The organism is Streptomyces sp. NPDC018019 (assembly GCF_044327805.1).
Lineage (GTDB): Bacteria > Actinomycetota > Actinomycetes > Streptomycetales > Streptomycetaceae > Streptomyces.
Genome location: NZ_JBIRGD010000005.1, coordinates 79,287 through 96,273 on the forward strand (window position 1 = coordinate 79,287; position 16,987 = coordinate 96,273).

Consider the following 16,987-nt stretch of genomic DNA (forward strand, 5'->3'; position numbering starts at 1 on the left):
CCGTTCAGCGGCTCAGGCGCTGGAAGCGGCGTACGGCCAGCGGCAGGAAGACCACCGTCAGAACGGCCGGCCAGACCACCGCCATCAGCAGGGCGTGCTCCTCGATCCAGCCGCCGCCGGTCGCGCCGGGCCGCCCGAACAGCTCCCGGACGGCGTTGGCCGTCGAGGAGACCGGATTCCACATCGCCACCGCGCCGAGCCAGTCCGGCATCATCGACGGCGGCGTGAAGACGCTGGAGATCATGCCGAACGGGAAGGCCAGCGCGAACAGCCCGCCCGCCGCCTCCTGGTTGGGCACCAGCAGCCCCAGCAGCACCCCGGCCCAGATGAGGGCGAAGCGCAGGAGCAGCAGCAGGGCGAACGCGGCCGCCGTGGCGAGCGCGCCGCCGTCCGAACGCCAGCCGACGACCACGGCGATCAGCGCCAGCACCGCCAGGTCCAGCGCCGCGCCGAAGACGTCCGAGACGCCCCGCCCGCTGACCACCGCCGAACGCGCCATCGGCATCGACCGGAAGCGGTCGGTCACACCCCGGTCCTTGTCGACCGCGACCAGCATCGCGGTGTTCATGAAGCCGAAGGCCATCGTCATGGTGAACATCCCGGGCATCGCGTAGTCCCGGTAGGAGCCCCCGCCGCCGACGTCCATCGCGCTGCCGAAGACGTAGACGAAGAGCAGCACCGAGACGATCGGGAAGCCCAGCTGCCAGGCGATGTTGACGGGCTGCTTGACGAGGTGGGTCAGATCGCGGCGGACGATGGTCCAGCAGTCGGCGACGGCCCAGTACAGGCGCCGTTCGGGGAGCCGCGCGGGGGTGGCTGCGCTCATGCCGCGGCCTCCGTCCCGTACGTACCGTCGGCACCGGCCGTACCGCTCGCGGCGCCGGCCGCCTCCGTACGGCGCCCCGTCAGCCGCAGGAACACCTCGTCCAGCGTCGGCCGCCGCAGCCCGATGTCCGCCACGCCGATCCCCGCGTCCTGGAGGGCCCGCGCCACCTCGGTCAGCGCCGGCACGCCGTCGGTGACCGGCGCGCCCACCCGCCGTTCCGCCACGTCCGTGTCCGGCGCGGCACCGTCCGCGGCCACCCGGGCCAAGATCCGCGCCGCCCGCGGCAGTTCGGCGGCCTCGCGCAGCACCACCTGGACACGGTCGCCGCCGATGCCGCGCTTGAGCCCGTCCGGCGTGTCCTCCGCGACGGTGCGGCCGTGGTCGATGACGGCGATCCGGTCGGCCAGCTGGTCGGCCTCGTCGAGGTACTGCGTGGTCAGCAGGACGGTCGTACCGCCCGCGACCAGGTCCCGTACGGTCTCCCAGACCTCGTTGCGGCTGCGCGGGTCGAGCCCGGTGGTCGGCTCGTCCAGGAACAGCACCTCGGGTGCGAGCAGCACACTGGACGCCAGGTCCAGGCGCCGCCGCATGCCGCCGCTGTAGGTCCTCACCGGCCGGCCGGCCGCCTCGGCCAGTCCGAAGCGCTCCAGCAGCTCCTGCGCACGGGCCCGCGCCCGCCGCCTGTCCAGGTGGAACAGCCGCCCGAACATCTCCAGGTTCTGCCGTCCGGTCAGGATCTCGTCGACGGCGGCGTACTGCCCGGCCAGGCCGATCCGCCGGCGTACGGCGTGCGGCTCGCGCGCCACGTCGTGCCCGGCGACGACCGCCCGCCCGCCGTCCAGCCGCAGCAGCGTCGCCAGGATGCGTACGGCGGTGGTTTTGCCCGCCCCGTTCGGCCCGAGCAGGCCCTGTACGGTGCCGCGGCGGACGGCCAGGCCGAAGCCGTCGAGCGCCCGCTTGTCCCCGTACCGCTTCACCAGCCCCTCCGCCAGCACCGCCGCTTCGGATGTCCTCATGCGCCTCCCCGTCCTTCCCGCGCCCCGAAATCGGGTACGGCGTACCCAGTTCTCCGGCCCACCGTACCCGATGACCGCGTACGGCGTACCCAGTTTTCCGGCGGCAGGCGGCGTACGCCCGGCCGGGGCTCAGACGCAGGCTCTTAGACTGACGGCACCATGACGACAGAACACAGCGGCAGCGGCGACGCGGCCCGCAGCATGGAGCTGCTCTGGGGCACCGGTGAGCGCCCCACCCGCGGCCCCAAGCCCGGACTGACCCTCGACCGGATCGTCGGCGCCGCGGTGGCGGTCGCCGACGCCGAGGGGATCGGCGCGGTGTCGATGCGCCGGGTCGCCGCCGAGCTGGGCGTCGGCACCATGTCGCTCTACCGCTACGTGCCCGGCAAGGGCGAGCTGCTGGACCTGATGCTCGACCGGATCGCCGCGTTCGACCCCGCCGGCTTCCCCGGCCCCGAGGCGGGCTGGCGGACCGTCCTGGAAACCGTCGCGCGCGGCCAGTGGCAGGTCCACCACCGGCACCCCTGGCTGCTCCAGGTCGACCAGACCCGCCCGCTGCTGGGCCCCAACTCGGTGAACGCGCTGGAGTACACGCTGCGCGGGCTGTCCGGCGTCCCGCTGCGCGACCCGGAGAAGATCCGGCTGCTCACGATCCTGGAGGGGTATGTCGCGGGCGCGGCCCGCACCCGGCTCAACTCGGCGATGGCCGAGAAGCGCACCGGCATCACCGACGAGGAGTGGTGGAAGATCCAGGGCCCCTTCCTCGTCCGCGCCATGGAGAGCGGCCGCTACCCGCACCTCGCCCAGCTCTCCGAGGACACCTTCGCGACCGACGAGGACTGGGACGGCGACGCCCTGTTCGAACTGGGCCTGGCCCGACTGCTGGACGGATTCGCGGCCGACATCGAGAGGCGGGGCGGCTGAGCGGGGCCTCGGCCGCCCGCGGCCACCGGCCGCTCACCGCCGCCGGAAGACCCGCCGCAACGCCAGCACCACCACCGTCGCCACCCCGAACGTCGCCGCCGCCAGCAGGACGTTGCGGTTCTTGCCCGCGTCGTCGCCACCCTTGCCGTCGGTGCCGGACGGGTCGCCCTTGCCGCCCTTCCCGTCGGCCCCCTTCGCCGACTCCGGCAGCTGGTCGCCGCTCAGCCCCACCGGCTGCACGCGGCTGTCCTTGCCCTCCGACCCGAACAGCAGCGTCCGCCCGTCGGGGGTGAAGCTGACCGACTCCCCCTGCATCTGCAACGGCACGCCCACACTGCCGATGTCCTTGGGGCGTCCGGCATCCCAGCGGTACATCTCCGCGCCGAAGTAGCCGCGCAGCAGCAGCCTCGTGCCGTCCGGCGAGAACGCGCCGTCGGTCACCCACTGGTCGATGGGGGCGATCCGGCGGAAGGTGTTCGTACCGCGCGTCGAGAGCCTTTCCGGGCCCTCGTACAGGGCGGCGCCGCCGCTCTTCTTCTTGCTGGCGATGTAGACCCGCCCGGTCTTGGGGTGCACCATCATCGCCTCGGCGTCCCGCGGGCCCTCGTCGTACGTGACGGTGAGCTGGGCCGCGGTGACGGTCTGGTCGCGCAGCTGTTTCGGCTCGGGGAAACGGTAGATCCACACGTGCTTCCAGCTGCCGCCGAGGTTGTCGCCGATGTCGCCGACGTACACGTTGCCGTCCGGGCCGACCGAGACCGCCTCCACGTCGCGCGGATCGCCGATGCCGCGCAGGGTGACGGTGGCGACCGTACGGCCGGTCCGCCCGTCCACGGCGTAGACGTACGGCCCGTCGTCGCTGTCGTTGTGGGTCCAGTAGACCCCCGGGTGCGCCCGGCTGGCCGCGAGCCCGCTGGACTCGGTGATCCGCGGGTCGGAGAGGGTGAACCCGTCGGCTCCCCCTCCGTCGTCGGCCACCACCGGCCCGGCCGCCGCGAACAGCAGTATCCCCGCGGCCCCGGCCGCGCACAGTAGCGAACGCATGGGGCCAGCTTGCCACTTCGGTACGGCCGGCCCGCAGGCGTCCGCCGCACCGGCGGGCCCGGGGCCGCCGGTACGCCGGCCGGCTCCCTATGATCTCCGCATGAACACCCCGACCGCGCCCTCCGGCGCCCCCGGGCCGGCGGGCCGGGAGGCCATATGCGCGTGATGTTCGTCGGCGACTCGATGACGATCGGCCGTGCCGGGGACTACACCTGGCGCTACCGGATGTGGCAGCACCTGAACCGGACCTTCGGCGGGCCGTACCGCATCGTCGGACCGCGCAGCGCGCTCTACGACCCGAGCGCCGACGCGGCGGACTCGTACGCCTACCGCGACCCGGACTTCCCCGAACCCGCCCGGCGGCACCTCGCCGGGTGGGGCGAGGGCTGGTGCCACCTGGCGCCGCTGATCGGCGACGCCGTGCGCACCACCAAGGCCGACACCCTGCTGGTCTCGCTCGGGCTGATAGACCTCGGCTTCTACACGAACGCCGAGCAGACCGCCGCGAACGTGCACCGCTTCGTCGCCGCGGCGCGGGCCGCCCGCCCCTCCGTACGGGCCGTGCTGCTGCCCGTCATCCCGAACACCCGGGCCCTGTCCGACGCCCCCTTCGCCGCCGAGTGCGAACGCTTCAACGAGCTGCTGGCCAAGGCCGTCGCGGACCTCTCGACCCCCGCTTCACCGCTGCTGCTGGCCTCCCACCCGGCGGGCTACGACCTGGACCGGGACACCTACGACGGGACGCACCCCTCCGCGTCGGGCGAGCACCTGCTGGCGGCGGCCTTCGCGGACGCCCTGCACCAGGCGTGGGACGTGGGCGCGCCGTACGCGGCGGCGGACGCCTGACCCCCGCCGGCCGCGGCGCCCGTCTTGATTCGAGCGCACTCCAAGGCGTTGGCTAAGGCCCCATGGAGTACACGCAGCTCGGACGCACCGGACTCAAGGTCAGCAGGCTCGTCCTGGGAACGATGAACTTCGGGCCCCAGACGGACGAGGCCGACAGCCACGCCATCATGGACGCCGCGCTCGCCGCGGGCGTCAACTTCTTCGACACCGCCAACGTCTACGGCTGGGGCGACAACAAGGGCCGCACGGAAGAGATCATCGGCTCCTGGTTCGCACAGGGCGGCGGCCGCCGCGACAGGACCGTCCTCGCCACCAAGGTCTACGGCCACATGGGCGGCGACAAGGAGCGGGTCTGGCCCAACCACGACCGGCTCTCCGCACTGAACATCCGGCGGGCGGTGGACGCCAGCCTCAAGCGGCTGAACACCGACCACATCGACCTGTACCAGTTCCACCACGTGGACCGGCACACGCCGTGGGACGAGATCTGGCAGGCCATCGACGTCCTGGTGCAGCAGGGCAAGATCCTGTACGCCGGGTCCTCCAACCACGCCGGCTGGCACATCGCGCAGGCCAACGAGGCCGCGGCCCGGCGCGGTTCGCTGGGCCTGGTCAGCGAGCAGTGCCTGTACAACCTCGCCGAGCGGCGCGCCGAGATGGAGGTGATCCCGGCGGCGCAGGCCTACGGGCTCGGCGTCATCCCGTGGTCGCCGCTGCACGGCGGCCTGCTCGGCGGCGCCGTGCGCAAGGCGCGCGAGGGCGGCGGGGCCCGTACGAACGGGGGCCGCTCGGCCGACGCGCTGGCGAACTCCGCGATCCGGGCGCAGATCGAGGCGTACGAGAACCTGCTCGACAAGCACGGGCTGCAGCCCGGTGAGGTGGCGCTGGCCTGGCTGCTCACCCGGCCCGGGGTGACCGGGCCGATCGTCGGGCCGCGCACTTCCGGGCAGCTCGACTCCGCGCTGCGCGCCGTGGAGCTGGAACTGTCCGCGGAACTGCTGGCCTCGCTCGACGAGATCTTCCCCGGCAGCGGACCGTCGCCGGAGGCTTTCGCCTGGTGAGAGCCGGTGCGGAAGGCCGCCTCGCGCGGCGTCGTGGGCGGCCGGCCGGTGCTCAGCGCAGGGCGGCCGCCACGATCACGACGACGAGCAGCACGGCGAACAGGCCGGACATGATCCGGTTACGGGTTTTGGGGTCCACCCTTCGAGCGTAACCGGCCCGGCCGGAACACCCGCGGGCAGGCGGCCCGCACGGACCGGGGTCAGCGCCCCAGCGGCCAGGCCGCCACCGTCTCGTACCGGGGCTGTTCGCCCGGCACCCCGCCGGCCGGCAGGTGGCTGCGGACGAGCGCCAGTTCCCGCACGGTCCAGGCGTCGCCCTCGTAGTCCGCCAGGGCCTCGGCGAACGGGCGCAGGTCGAGGGCGCCCGCGCGGTTGCGGGCGACGGTCAGGTGCGGGGTGTAGGCGCGGTGGCCGGTCATCTCCACCCCGGCCCGGCGGGCCGCCGCGTTCGCCGCGTCCGCCAGCTTCCGCATGGCCGGCAGGCCGCCGTCGGCCCCGGCCCACACCACCCGGTCCGCGAAGCGCCCGCCGCCCTTGAGGCGCAGCGGGAACGGCTCGTGCCGCCGGGCCGCCCGCGCCAGCCGTGCGTGCAGCCCGGGCAGAACGGTGTCGGGCACCTCGCCGTAGAAGGCGAGCGTGAAGTGCCAGCCGGCCCGTCCGGTCCAGCGCAGCCGGTCCGCGTCGGGCAGCCGCCGCAGCCGGCGCACCCTGGCCGCGAGTTCGTCGACGGCGGCCTCGGGCGGGAGCGCGGCGGCGAAGAGTCTCATGCGGTCAGTGTCGCGCACGGGGTGCGCGGCGGGCCGGGTACCGGCCGGGGGCGGGGTACGCCCCGGAGCCGGGCAGGGCGGCGGGCCGGACGTGCCGAGGGCCGGGTCCGCCGTCCGCTCGCGGTCCCGGCCCCGTACGGAAGGCTCAGGCCGCCGCCGCCAGCCGCTCCGGGTCGCGGCGGCGCTCGCGCGGTACGAACCGTACGTGCCGGTGGCCGCGCCGCAGGTCGATCCGCACCCGCAGACCGCCCGCACGGATCAGCATCAGGCCGACGCCGACCGCGGCCAGCACGGAGATCAGGCCGCCCGCGAGGAAGCCGAGGCGGGCGCCGTAGGCGTCGGTGACCCAGCCGACGATGGGGGCGCCCAGCGGAGTGCCGCCCATGAACACCATCATGAACAGGCTCATCACCCGCCCGCGCATCAGCGGGTCGGTCGCCATCTGCACGCTGGAGTTGGCCGTGACGTTGATCGTCAGGCCGACCACGCCGATCGCGATCAGCAGCGCGCCGAAGATCCAGACCGCCGGGGAGAGGGCCGCGGCCATCTCCAGGACGCCGAACAGCAGCGCCGCGCCCACCAGGAGGCGCAGCCGCGAGGTGCTGCGCCGGGCCGCGAGCAGCGCGCCCGCCAGCGAGCCGGCCGCCATCAGGCCGTTGAACCAGGCGTACATGCCGGCGCCGCCGTGGAAGACCTTGTCGGCGAAGGCGGTCAGCCAGATCGGGAAGTTGAAGCCGAAGGTGCCGATGAAGCCGACCAGGACGATCGGCCAGATCAGCTCGGGGTGGCCCGCGACGTAGCGCACGCCTTCGCGCAGCTGGCCCTTGCCGCGCGGGGCGCGGTCGACCTTGTGCAGCTCACGGGTGCGCATCAGCAGCAGGCCGGCCAGCGGCGCGAGGAAGGACAGGCCGTTCAGGAGGAAGGCCCAGCCGCTGCCGAGGGAGGTGATCAGCGCGCCGGCCACCGCGGGGCCGATCAGCCGGGCGGACTGGAAGTTGGCGGAGTTCAGGCTGACGGCGTTGCGCAGGTCGTCCGGGCCGACCATCTCGACGACGAACGCCTGCCGGGCCGGGTTGTCGACGACGGTGATCAGGCCGAGCACGAAGGCCATCAGGTAGACGTGCCAGACCGCGACGTGCCCGCTGAGGGTCAGTACGGCCAGCACGAGACCGGTCAGGCCCATCGACGCCTGGGTGAACAGCAGCAGCCTGCGCTTGGCGACCCGGTCGGCGATGACCCCGCCGTACAGCCCGAACAGCAGCATCGGCAGGAACTGCAGGGCGGTGGTGATGCCGACGGCGGCGGAGGAGCCGGTGATGCTGACGACCAGCCAGTCCTGGGCGATGCGCTGCATCCAGGTGCCGGTGTTGGACACGACCTGTCCGGTGGCGAACAGCCGGTAGTTGCGGACGCGCAGCGAACGGAACATCCCCCCGCGCGGCCCGGCGGCGGTGCCCGGGGAGCCGGTGGGGGGCGCGGTCGCGGTGTCGGTGGCGGTGGAGTCGTCGGGTATCGGTGCGGGGGCGGAGTCTGCTCCGGATCCCGTACTCAAAGTGGGTTCGCCTCCTCGGCTCTTCGGTTCTACAGCTGGGCGAGCTTCTCCAGTACGGGTGCGGCGGTCCGCAGTGCGGCCCACTCGTCCTCGTCCAGCCCGGAGGCCAGCTCGGCCAGCCACGCGTTGCGTTTACGGCGGCTCTCTTCGAGCATCGCCTCGGCCTGTTCGGTCTGGGTGACGACCTTCTGACGGCGGTCGTCGGGGTGCGGTTCGAGCCGGACCAGGCCCTTGGCCTCCAGCATCGCCACGATGCGGGTCATCGACGGCGGCTGGACGTGTTCCTTGCGCGCCAGCTCGCCGGGGGTGGCGTGGCCGCACCGGGCGAGGGTGCCGAGCACCGACATCTCGGTCGGGCTGAGCGACTCGTCGACCCGCTGGTGCTTGAGTCGGCGGGAGAGCCGCATCACGGCGGACCGCAATGCGTTCACGGCGGCAGCGTCGTCGCCACGGGACAGTTCCGGCATGTTCGTTAGCATAACTCATTACCCTCTCTAATGAAAGCCCGTCGACATGCGGCCCTCCGCATCACGCTTCCGAGTGAGGACGCAGCGGAAAGTGACACACCTGACCGGGCGGCGAGAGGACCGTGGCGGTATGGGATCGGGAGTGCTCAGCCTGCGCATGGACGGGGAACTGCTGGAGCGCCTCCGGCAGCACGCCGCGAAACGCGGAATGAGCGTCCAGGACTATGTGACCCGGACGCTCATCCGCGAGGACTTCGACGAACGTTTCAAGTTGTCGGTGGACCGGACGGAGCGGTTCTACGCGGCCCCGCCGCTGTGAGCCGGGCCGCGCATGCGAGCCGGACCCGCCGTACGGACCCGCCGGGTGCCTATCTGACGCCCAGCGCCTGCTCGATCGGGTTGAGCAGGAAGTAGACGAGGAACGCCAGCCCCACGGCGTTCAGCAGCCAGGGGATCTCCTTGAAGCGGCCGGTCGCCGTGCGCAGCAGGATGAAGGCCAGCACGCCCATGCCGATGCCGTTGGTGATGCTGTAGGTGAACGGCATCGAGACGATCGTCAGGAACGCCGGGACGGCGATGGTGAAGTCGCCCCAGTCGATGTCCCGGACGTTGGCGGACATGATCAGGAAGCCGACGACCAGCAGCGCGGGCGTCGCGGCCTGCGACGGGACGACCGTCGCCAGCGGTGTGAAGACCAGGGCGAGGAGGAAGAGCCCGCCGGTCACGACATTGGCCAGACCGGTGCGGGCCCCCTCGCCGACACCCGCGGTGGACTCCACGAAGCAGGTGTTGGCCGAGGCCGAGCCGACGCCGCCGGCCGCCACCGCGATGCCGTCCACCATCAGGATGCGGCCCATGCCGGGCAGGCTGCCGTTCTCGTCGGTCAGCCCGGCCTCCTCGCCGACGCCGATGATCGTGCCCATCGCGTCGAAGAAGCCGGACAGCAGCACGGTGAAGACGAACAGGCAGCCGGTCAGCAGACCGACCTCCTTGAAGCCGCCGAACAGGCTGATCTGGCCGACCAGGCCGAAGTCCGGGGCGCCGACGATGCTGTCCGGCACGTTCGGCACGGCCAGGCCCCAGCTCGCGTCGGGGATCTCGGCGACGGCGTTGATGATGATCGCGACGATCGCCATCACGACCATGCCGATCAGGATCGCGCCCTTGGTCTTCCGCACGGTCAGCAGGAACATCAGCGCCAGGCCCACCACGAAGACCAGCACCGGCCAGCCCTGGAGCTGCCCGCCCTGGCCCAGTGCCAGCGGCACGGTGGTGTGCGCGGCGTCCGGGTTGCGGGTGACGAAGCCCGCGTCGACCAGACCGACCAGCGAGATGAACAGGCCGATGCCGATCGCGATGGCGCGCCGCAGCCCGTTCGGGATCGCGTCCATGACCCGCTGCCGCAGGCCGGAGGCGACCAGGATCATCAGCACCAGACCGGCCAGTACGACCATGCCCATCGCATCCGGCCAGCTCATCTTGGGGGCGAGCTGGAGGGAGACGACGGCGTTGATGCCGAGGCCGGCGGCGACGGCGATCGGCACGTTGCCGATGACGCCCATCAGGAGCGTGGACAGGCCCGCCATCAGGGCGGTGGCGGTGACCAGCTGGCCGTTGTCCAAGTGGTGACCGAACTTGTCCTGACCGGCACCGAGGATGATCGGGTTCAGCACGACGATGTACGCCATGGCGAAGAAGGTGGCCAGACCGCCGCGCAGCTCGCGGGAGACCGTCGAACCCCGCTCGGAGATCTTGAAGAACCGGTCGAGACCGTTCCTGGGCGGCTTGGGACTCTGGACGGCGTCGACCGGCGTGGTGGCCGAGGGGGACATGCGCGGACCTCAGTCGTACGGGCCTGGGCAGGCGTGGGGGCCCGGAGCGGGCCCAGAACACAAACGAACCGGACCTCATTGGACGATTCAACGAACCAAACCAGTCAGATCCGGATAGGTTCAGTATGAATAAACAAGACGATGATCGCTATCTCCGCGCGTAGACCCCGGCGGGACACGGGCCGCGGGCGTTCCGGTGGCCGCCCGGGAGCGTGCCGTGCGTCCCGCCCGGCCGGAATCGGGCCGGGCGGCGGCTGCCCGTAAGCTGGCCCCATGTGGAAGAAGTCCGAACTGCGCGAGGCCCCGGAGCCTCTTGAGGGCCCCGTCGTCGGCACGATCACCGGCGGCACCGTCATCTGGTTCGTGCTCTTCCTGGCCCAGCTCCCCTTCTACGGCTGGTTCGCCGACCACGACCGCACCTGGTGGGTGTGGACCTGCCTGGCCGGCGGCTGCCTCGGCATCCTGGGCATCTGGTACGTGCGCAAGCGCGACGCCGCCATCAAGCGCGCGGCGGCCGCCGCTGCCGCGCCGGACGCGGACCGGGCCGCCGCCGACGCGTCCTGAGCGCACACGCCGACAAATCCACCCCATAGGGGACGCACCACACCGCTCCGCGGTTGACGCCGACCCCTCCAACAACTCCCGACACCTTCCTGTCCGCATCCAGCGGGTGAATCGTCCGCTCCGCCCGTAACGTCGGAGGCATGACTGAGCGGGCCAGGACCAAAGCCGAGGAATCCGAGCCGGGCGCCGCCGGCGTGCCGGCCCACCGCGGCCTGACCGCCGCCGAGGTCGCCGAGCGGGTGGCCAGAGGCGAGGTCAACGACGTCCCCGTACGGTCCTCGCGCTCCACCGCCGACATCGTCCGGTCGAACGTCTTCACCCGCTTCAACGCCATCATCGGCGTGCTGTTCGTGATCATCCTGATCGTCGGCCCGATCCAGGACGGCCTGTTCGGCTTCGTCATCGTCGCCAACACCGGCATCGGCATCATCCAGGAGCTGCGCGCCAAGAAGACCCTGGACAGCCTGGCCGTCCTGGGCGAGTCCAGGCCGACGGTGCGGCGCGACGGCACCGCCGCCGAGATCCCCACCTCCGAGGTCGTGCTCGGCGACGTCATCGAACTGGGCCCCGGTGACAAGGTCATCGTCGACGGCGAGGTGCTGGAGGGCGACGGCCTGGAGATCGACGAGTCGCTGCTCACCGGCGAGGCCGACCCGGTCGTCAAGAAGCCCGGCGACAAGGTGATGTCCGGCAGCTTCGTGGTCGCCGGCGGCGGCGCGTTCACCGCCACCAAGGTCGGGCGCGAGGCGTACGCGGCCCAGCTGGCCGAGGAGGCGTCCCGCTTCACCCTCGTCCACTCCGAGCTGCGCACCGGCATCAGCCAGATCCTCAAGTACGTGACGTGGATGATGGTGCCGACCGCCGTCGGCCTCATCCTCAGCCACCTGTTCACGCTGAACATGGGCGGCGACGACGCGGTGCGCCGGATGGTCGCCGGCATCGTCCCGATGATCCCCGAGGGCCTGGTGCTGCTCACCTCCGTCGCCTTCGCGATCGGCGTGATCCGGCTCGGCCGCAAGCAGTGCCTGGTCCAGGAACTGCCCGCGATCGAGGGCCTGGCCCGCGTCGACGTGGTCTGCCTGGACAAGACCGGCACGCTCACCGAGGGCGGCATGGACGTCAGCGAGCTGCGGCCGCTCGACGGGGCGGACGAGGACCGGCTCCGGCAGGTCCTCGGCGCCCTCGGGGCCTCCGATCCGCGCCCCAACGCCTCCCTCCAGGCGATCATCGACGCCTACCCGGCCGGCGACGGCTGGCGGTCCACCGACGCGCTGCCCTTCTCCTCCGCCCGCAAGTACAGCGGCGCGGCCCTGGAGAGCCCGGACGGCGAACGCGCCACCTGGCTGCTCGGCGCCCCCGACGTGCTCCTGCCCTCCGGCGACGGCGCCCTCGCCGAGATCGACGACCTCAACGCCCAGGGCCTGCGCGTCCTCCTGCTGGCCCGCGCCGAACAGGGCCTGCACGACCCCTCCGTCGCCGACCACGTACGCCCCACCGCCCTCATCGTCCTCGAACAGCGGCTGCGCCCCGACGCGATGGACACCCTGCGGTACTTCGAGGAACAGGGCGTCCAGGCGAAGGTCATCTCCGGCGACAACGCGGTGTCGGTCGGCGCGGTGGCCGGCAAACTCGGCATGCCGGGCGCCGAGTCCCCCGTGGACGCGCGCGAACTCCCCGCCGACCTGGAGGAGATGGGCAAGGTACTGGAGGACGGCGCGGTCTTCGGCCGGGTCACGCCGCAGCAGAAGCGGGACATGGTCGGAGCGCTCCAGGCGCGCGGCCACAACGTCGCGATGACCGGTGACGGCGTCAACGACGTCCTCGCCCTCAAGGACGCCGACATCGGCGTCTCCATGGGCGCGGGCAGCGAGGCCACGAAGGCCGTCGCACAGATCGTGCTGCTCAACAACAGCTTCGCGACGCTGCCTTCGGTGGTCGCCGAGGGCCGCCGGGTGATCGGCAACATCACCCGCGTCGCCACGCTCTTCCTGACCAAGACCGTCTACTCGGTGTTGCTCGCGATCCTGGTCGCCTGCTGCCAGATCCCGTACCCGTACCTGCCGCGGCACCTGACGCTGCTGTCCACCCTCACCATCGGCGTACCGGCCTTCTTCCTGGCCCTCGCCCCCAACAAGGAGCGCGCGAAGCCGCACTTCGTCCGGCGGGTGATGCGGTACGCGGTCCCGTCCGGCCTGATCATCGGCCTCGCCGCCTTCGCCACCTACCTGCTGGCCCGCAGCCACTACACCGGCCCCGACGCGCTGGCGGCCGAGACGAGCGCGGCCACGCTGACGCTGTTCCTCAGCGCCATGTGGGTCCTGGTGATCATCGCCCGCCCGTACACCTGGTGGCGCGTCGGCCTGGTCCTGGCCATGGCCCTGGGCTTCCTGATCGTCCTCGTCGTCCCCTGGCTCCAGGACTTCTTCGACCTGAAACTGGTCGGTACGACGATGCCGTGGGCCGCGGTGGGCGTCGCCGTCGCGGCGGCACTGCTGCTGGAGATCGCGTGGCGGGTGATGGGACGGCGGTTCCCGGCGTAGCCGGCCGCGGCGACGGCTCCCCCCGGACGTGGCGCGGCCGGGCGGAACAGGGGACCGGCCTCGTTCCGCCCGGCCGCGCCGTACCGGCACTAGTCGAACCAGCGGGCCTCCGCCAGCTCCTCCGCGCGTTCCAGGTCCTCCAGGAGCGCGGCGGTCTCGAAGCGGCGGGGCCACTGGCCGGCGGCCCAGGCGAGGCCGGCGGCCACGCCCTCCAGGGTCGCGGCGTGGACGGTGCCGTCGGGGGTCCGGCGCCAGTCGAGTTCGGTGCCGTCCTCGACGGTCAGCTCCTCGTGTTCGACGTACGAGTGCGGCGTGTCCGGGCCGAGGAGGGTGCGGACCGGCTCCGGGACCTCGTGCCGGGTGCCCTCCGAGGTGACGGGCGCCGCGAAGACCTCGCTCAGCCGCCGCACCTGGAACAGTTCGGCCAGCTCCGCCGCGCGGGCCGGACGTACCGGCAGCAGCGGCAGCCCGGCGACCAGCGGCATCAGGTCGGGCGCGTCCGCGACCACCGCCTCGGCCGCGTCCACCACGCGGGCCTCGCCGTCGACCACGGCCCGCAGCTCGTCGGGGAGCGTGACCTGCTCCGGGTCCAGGTCCGCCAGCACCCCGTACAGCGCGTGCAGCTGCGCGGAGTCCACCTCGCGTGCCGGGTCCGCGAGACGGGCGAGCAGTTCGGCCGCGCCGCCCGGCTCCTCCAGCAGCGCCGCGACGGAGGTCCGTACCCCCAGGGCGCGCAGCACCTGGGCGTCCACCTCGCCCGCGTCCGCCGACTCGTACAGCCCGGCCAGCAGCGGATCGCCGCCCGCGGCCCGCAGGCCCGCCGGACGGCGGCCGTCCAGCACCGGGTGCCCGCGCAGCCACCACGCCGTGTACGGGCGCACCAGCTCGGTCGTCCCGTCCGGCAGCAGCACCCGTACGGGCGCGGTCAGCGCGTCCCGCAGCGGCGGCCGCGACAGCATCGCCAGCGCCTGCGGCCACGCGTCGTCGTCTACCAGGTCCAGGTCCCGCACGGCCACGATCTCCGTCGCGACCGGCGGCACCGGCGTCTCCGGCAGCCCGTCGAGGACGTCCTCGCACCACACGTCCACGGCGTCCAGCACGCCGACGTCGTCCGGCTCGGTGAAGTCCCCGTCCCGCGGCTCCAGTTCGTCCGGGTCCAGCACCACGTCGGGGGCCCGGACCAGGGCGAAGCCGGCCAGCACGCCGACGGCGGTCAGCGGCTGCTCACCCCACCGCTCGGCGAACCCGGCGTCGACCGCGGCGAGTTCGCCTTCCCGGATCACCCGCTCGAAGTCGCTGCCCGGGAGCACCAGTTCGCCCGCCGGGGCCGGTTCGCCGTCCTCGTCGGGCAGCGCGAGCGCGGCCAGCCAGGGCTCGTCGCCGGGCGCGAGGTGCGCGTCGCGCACCAGGCCGAGCACGGCCTCCGCCAGCTCCTCACCGCCGAGGCCGCCCGGCTCGCCGTCGAAGCCGAAGGCGTAGTCGTCCTCGGCCGCGTCCAGGGAGCCCGCGACGGCCGCCCTTACCTGGGGGGTCGTCAGGACGGCACGCGGGTTCGCCGGGGTGGCACCCAGCTTCTCCAGCAGGGGGTGTACGGCGTCCGGGTGCGCGACCTTCAGGCCCAGGCGGGCCAGCGTACGGTGCCGGTCCGCCGCGCCGCCCTCGCCGCTCTCCGGGAGCGGCAACAGCACCTGGCGCGGTCCGATCGTGGTGCGCGCCGCGCGGCCGTCCTCGGTCGCGGAACCGGCCAGCGGCACCGGGAGCCCGCTCAGCCGCTCCGGGTCCGTACCGGCCAGCGAGTCGTACAGCCGCCACCACCACGCGGGCGCCCGCTCCACACCGGCCAGCCGGTCGACGACCTCGCCCAGCGGCACCCGCGCGACCCCCAGGGCACGCAGCTCGGGCCGCCGCTCCAGTCCGGCGGGCAGCAGGCTCGGGAACAGCTCCGCCAGTACCCGGACCGTGTCGGCACCGGCCCCCTCGACCAGCTCCGCGTCCACCGGCCGCAGGACGTACGCGTCCTCCTCACCACGGGCACCGCCCCAGCCGCCGCCCTCACCAGGGGCCAGCTCGTCGGGGCCGCTCGTGCCCGGTACCGCCTGAAGGGGCTGCGTGACGGGTGACGGCGTGGTCGGCGCGGCCGCACTCGGCAGGAAACGCACCCGCGGCAGCAGCTCCAGCACCTGGCGCCGCAGCTCGTTGTCCAGCTCGCCCTGGCCCAGCGGGCCCGGCACGAGGTCGATCGTGCCGGCCGAGACGGGCTGCCAGGCGGCCAGCAGCGCCGCGTACGCCTCGGCGGCGCGCCGTACGAGGTGGTCGGTGAGCGCGCCGGGCGCGACGCGGCGCCGGGTCGGCTCCAGCGGGAACGACGCGATCAGCAGCGCCGGCAGGCCGTGCTGCTCGTCGGTGGGCGTCGGCGCGTGCACGACCGGCGCGGTCGCCGGGCGCACCGGCGCGCCCTCCGCGTCCACCGGCACCGCCCAGGTCACCGCCCAGTTCGGGCGCAAACGCTCCTCCACCGGGCGGTCCGCCAGCAGCTCCGGCCCCAGCGTGCCGCTCTCGCTCCTGACCCGCCAGCGGGAGGTGCCGCGTTCGCTGTCCTCGATGACGGTGTACGCCCCCTCCTGGCGGCGCCTCAGCTCCCGTACGCCGTCGGGGGTCTCGATCACGACCTCGGCCAGGCCGGGCAGCGTCAGCAGCAACGCGGCGTCGATACCGGCCAGCAGGCGCACCGTCAGCTCGTGGGCGGCGCCGTCGCGCAGCGGCAGTACGACGGAGGTGTCATAACCCTGGGGGGCGCTGCCCTCGGCGGGGAAGGGCAGGCGCAGCACCGGTACGTGGCCGTCGCGGCGGCGCAGTTCGCCACCGAGGCCGGGGCTGTGCGCGGCGAACTGGCTCGCCAGCTCCCGGGCCTCGGTCAGCGACCAGCGGACGCCGCCGGTGCGGCCGATCAGCGCGGGCTCGTCGCTGACCGCCAGCACCGCCGAGAAGCCGACGCCGAAGCGGCCGACGGAGACCGCGGCCTCGGTCTCGCGCTTGGCGGAGGCGCGCAGCGTGGACAGGGACTCGACGCCGGTGGCGTCGAGGGGGGCACCGGTGTTGGAGGCGACCAGCACGGCGGGGCCGGAGCCGGGGCCTTCGGCCGGGTGCAGGGTCAGGCGCAGCCGTCCGGGGACGCCGGCGCGGGCGGCGGCGTCCGAGGCGTTCTGCGCCAGCTCCACGGCGAGACGGTCGCGGTAGCCGCCGAGGGCGAGATCCTCCTCGGCGTTCGCATCCTCCCGGAACCGGGCCGGCGAGGCCGCCCAGGCGTCGAGCACTCCCCGCCGCAGCCGGGCCGTCCCGAACGGATCTGCCTCTGCCGCTTCGCTCACGTTGTCTCCCGATGCTCTGGTGCCGGCTTCATTTTCTACCGGGTGGGGGTCACGCTTGCGGTGGGGGTGTGGTGGGGGGTGCACGTCTTGCGCGTTACGCGCGGTGGGGGGTGCGCGTTCTGCACATTACGCCCGGTGGGGCTGCGCGCCGTGCGCGGTCTGTCCGGTGGTGGGGGCTCG

Annotated in this window: 14 protein-coding genes; 6 read left to right on the plus strand and 8 right to left on the minus strand. The window is 73.2% G+C overall.

The features are described from left to right. Positions 1-4: 4 nt before the first annotated feature. Both ACH4FX_RS10410 and ACH4FX_RS10415 read right to left on the minus strand, forming a co-directional pair. Entirely contained in the window at positions 5-826 is an 822-nt protein-coding gene (locus tag ACH4FX_RS10410) for an ABC transporter permease (protein ID WP_398477178.1), read from the minus strand. Continuing rightward, positions 823-1,842, minus strand: a complete 1,020-nt coding sequence (locus tag ACH4FX_RS10415) for an ATP-binding cassette domain-containing protein (RefSeq protein WP_398477180.1) — start codon at positions 1,840-1,842, stop codon at positions 823-825. Before ACH4FX_RS10415 ends, ACH4FX_RS10410 begins: the two co-directional genes overlap by 4 nt. A 159-nt stretch (positions 1,843-2,001) precedes the next feature. Between ACH4FX_RS10415 and ACH4FX_RS10420 the strand changes: the two genes are divergently transcribed. Next, the gene (locus ACH4FX_RS10420) at positions 2,002-2,766 is read left to right on the plus strand and encodes a TetR/AcrR family transcriptional regulator (protein ID WP_398477182.1); all 765 of its coding nucleotides are present in this window, start codon (positions 2,002-2,004) and stop codon (positions 2,764-2,766) included. A 33-nt stretch (positions 2,767-2,799) separates the two neighbouring features. On the opposite strand, the gene ACH4FX_RS10425 is transcribed toward ACH4FX_RS10420, so the two are convergent. After that, positions 2,800-3,810, minus strand: coding sequence for a hypothetical protein (locus ACH4FX_RS10425; protein WP_398477184.1), 1,011 nt, complete (start codon positions 3,808-3,810; stop codon positions 2,800-2,802). Positions 3,811-3,966: 156 nt separating this feature from the next. Between ACH4FX_RS10425 and ACH4FX_RS10430 the strand changes: the two genes are divergently transcribed. Both ACH4FX_RS10430 and ACH4FX_RS10435 read left to right on the plus strand, forming a co-directional pair. Then, positions 3,967-4,656, plus strand: a complete 690-nt coding sequence (locus ACH4FX_RS10430; RefSeq protein WP_398477186.1) for a GDSL-type esterase/lipase family protein — start codon at positions 3,967-3,969, stop codon at positions 4,654-4,656. A 62-nt stretch (positions 4,657-4,718) separates the two neighbouring features. Beyond that, positions 4,719-5,717 carry an aldo/keto reductase gene (locus tag ACH4FX_RS10435; RefSeq protein ID WP_398477187.1) on the plus strand — a complete coding sequence of 333 codons (999 nt, stop codon included), beginning with the start codon at positions 4,719-4,721 and terminating at the stop codon, positions 5,715-5,717. A gap of 200 nt (positions 5,718-5,917) precedes the next feature. Here the strand turns inward: ACH4FX_RS10435 and thpR are convergent, their stop codons facing one another. From thpR to ACH4FX_RS10450, 3 genes are all read right to left on the minus strand, one after another. Continuing rightward, positions 5,918-6,484: an RNA 2',3'-cyclic phosphodiesterase gene (gene thpR / locus ACH4FX_RS10440; RefSeq protein WP_398477189.1), complete on the minus strand. Its 567-nt coding sequence runs from the start codon at positions 6,482-6,484 to the stop codon at positions 5,918-5,920. 145 nt (positions 6,485-6,629) lie between these two features. After that, positions 6,630-8,036, minus strand: a complete 1,407-nt coding sequence (locus tag ACH4FX_RS10445) for an MFS transporter (RefSeq protein WP_398477191.1) — start codon at positions 8,034-8,036, stop codon at positions 6,630-6,632. 29 nt (positions 8,037-8,065) lie between these two features. Then, positions 8,066-8,503: a MarR family winged helix-turn-helix transcriptional regulator gene (locus ACH4FX_RS10450; protein WP_398477193.1), complete on the minus strand. Its 438-nt coding sequence runs from the start codon at positions 8,501-8,503 to the stop codon at positions 8,066-8,068. Between the two features lie 130 nt (positions 8,504-8,633). Between ACH4FX_RS10450 and ACH4FX_RS10455 the strand changes: the two genes are divergently transcribed. Next, the gene (locus ACH4FX_RS10455; protein ID WP_078897657.1) at positions 8,634-8,822 is read left to right on the plus strand and encodes a ribbon-helix-helix protein, CopG family; all 189 of its coding nucleotides are present in this window, start codon (positions 8,634-8,636) and stop codon (positions 8,820-8,822) included. 49 nt (positions 8,823-8,871) lie between these two features. Here ACH4FX_RS10455 and ACH4FX_RS10460 read toward each other — a convergent pair whose 3' ends face one another. Further along, positions 8,872-10,335, minus strand: coding sequence for an NCS2 family permease (locus ACH4FX_RS10460; protein WP_398477195.1), 1,464 nt, complete (start codon positions 10,333-10,335; stop codon positions 8,872-8,874). Between the two features lie 273 nt (positions 10,336-10,608). On the opposite strand from ACH4FX_RS10460, the gene ACH4FX_RS10465 reads away from it, so the two are divergent. Continuing rightward, positions 10,609-10,899, plus strand: a complete 291-nt coding sequence (locus ACH4FX_RS10465) for a DUF2530 domain-containing protein (protein ID WP_398477197.1) — start codon at positions 10,609-10,611, stop codon at positions 10,897-10,899. Between the two features lie 140 nt (positions 10,900-11,039). Then, positions 11,040-13,439 (plus strand): HAD-IC family P-type ATPase, encoded by a 2,400-nt coding sequence (locus ACH4FX_RS10470; protein ID WP_398477199.1) that lies wholly within the window; start codon positions 11,040-11,042, stop codon positions 13,437-13,439. 89 nt (positions 13,440-13,528) lie between these two features. Here ACH4FX_RS10470 and ACH4FX_RS10475 read toward each other — a convergent pair whose 3' ends face one another. Next, a complete protein-coding gene (locus tag ACH4FX_RS10475) occupies positions 13,529-16,807 on the minus strand; it encodes a sacsin N-terminal ATP-binding-like domain-containing protein (RefSeq protein WP_398477201.1) in 3,279 nt (1,092 codons plus the stop codon). Positions 16,808-16,987 lie beyond the last annotated feature (180 nt).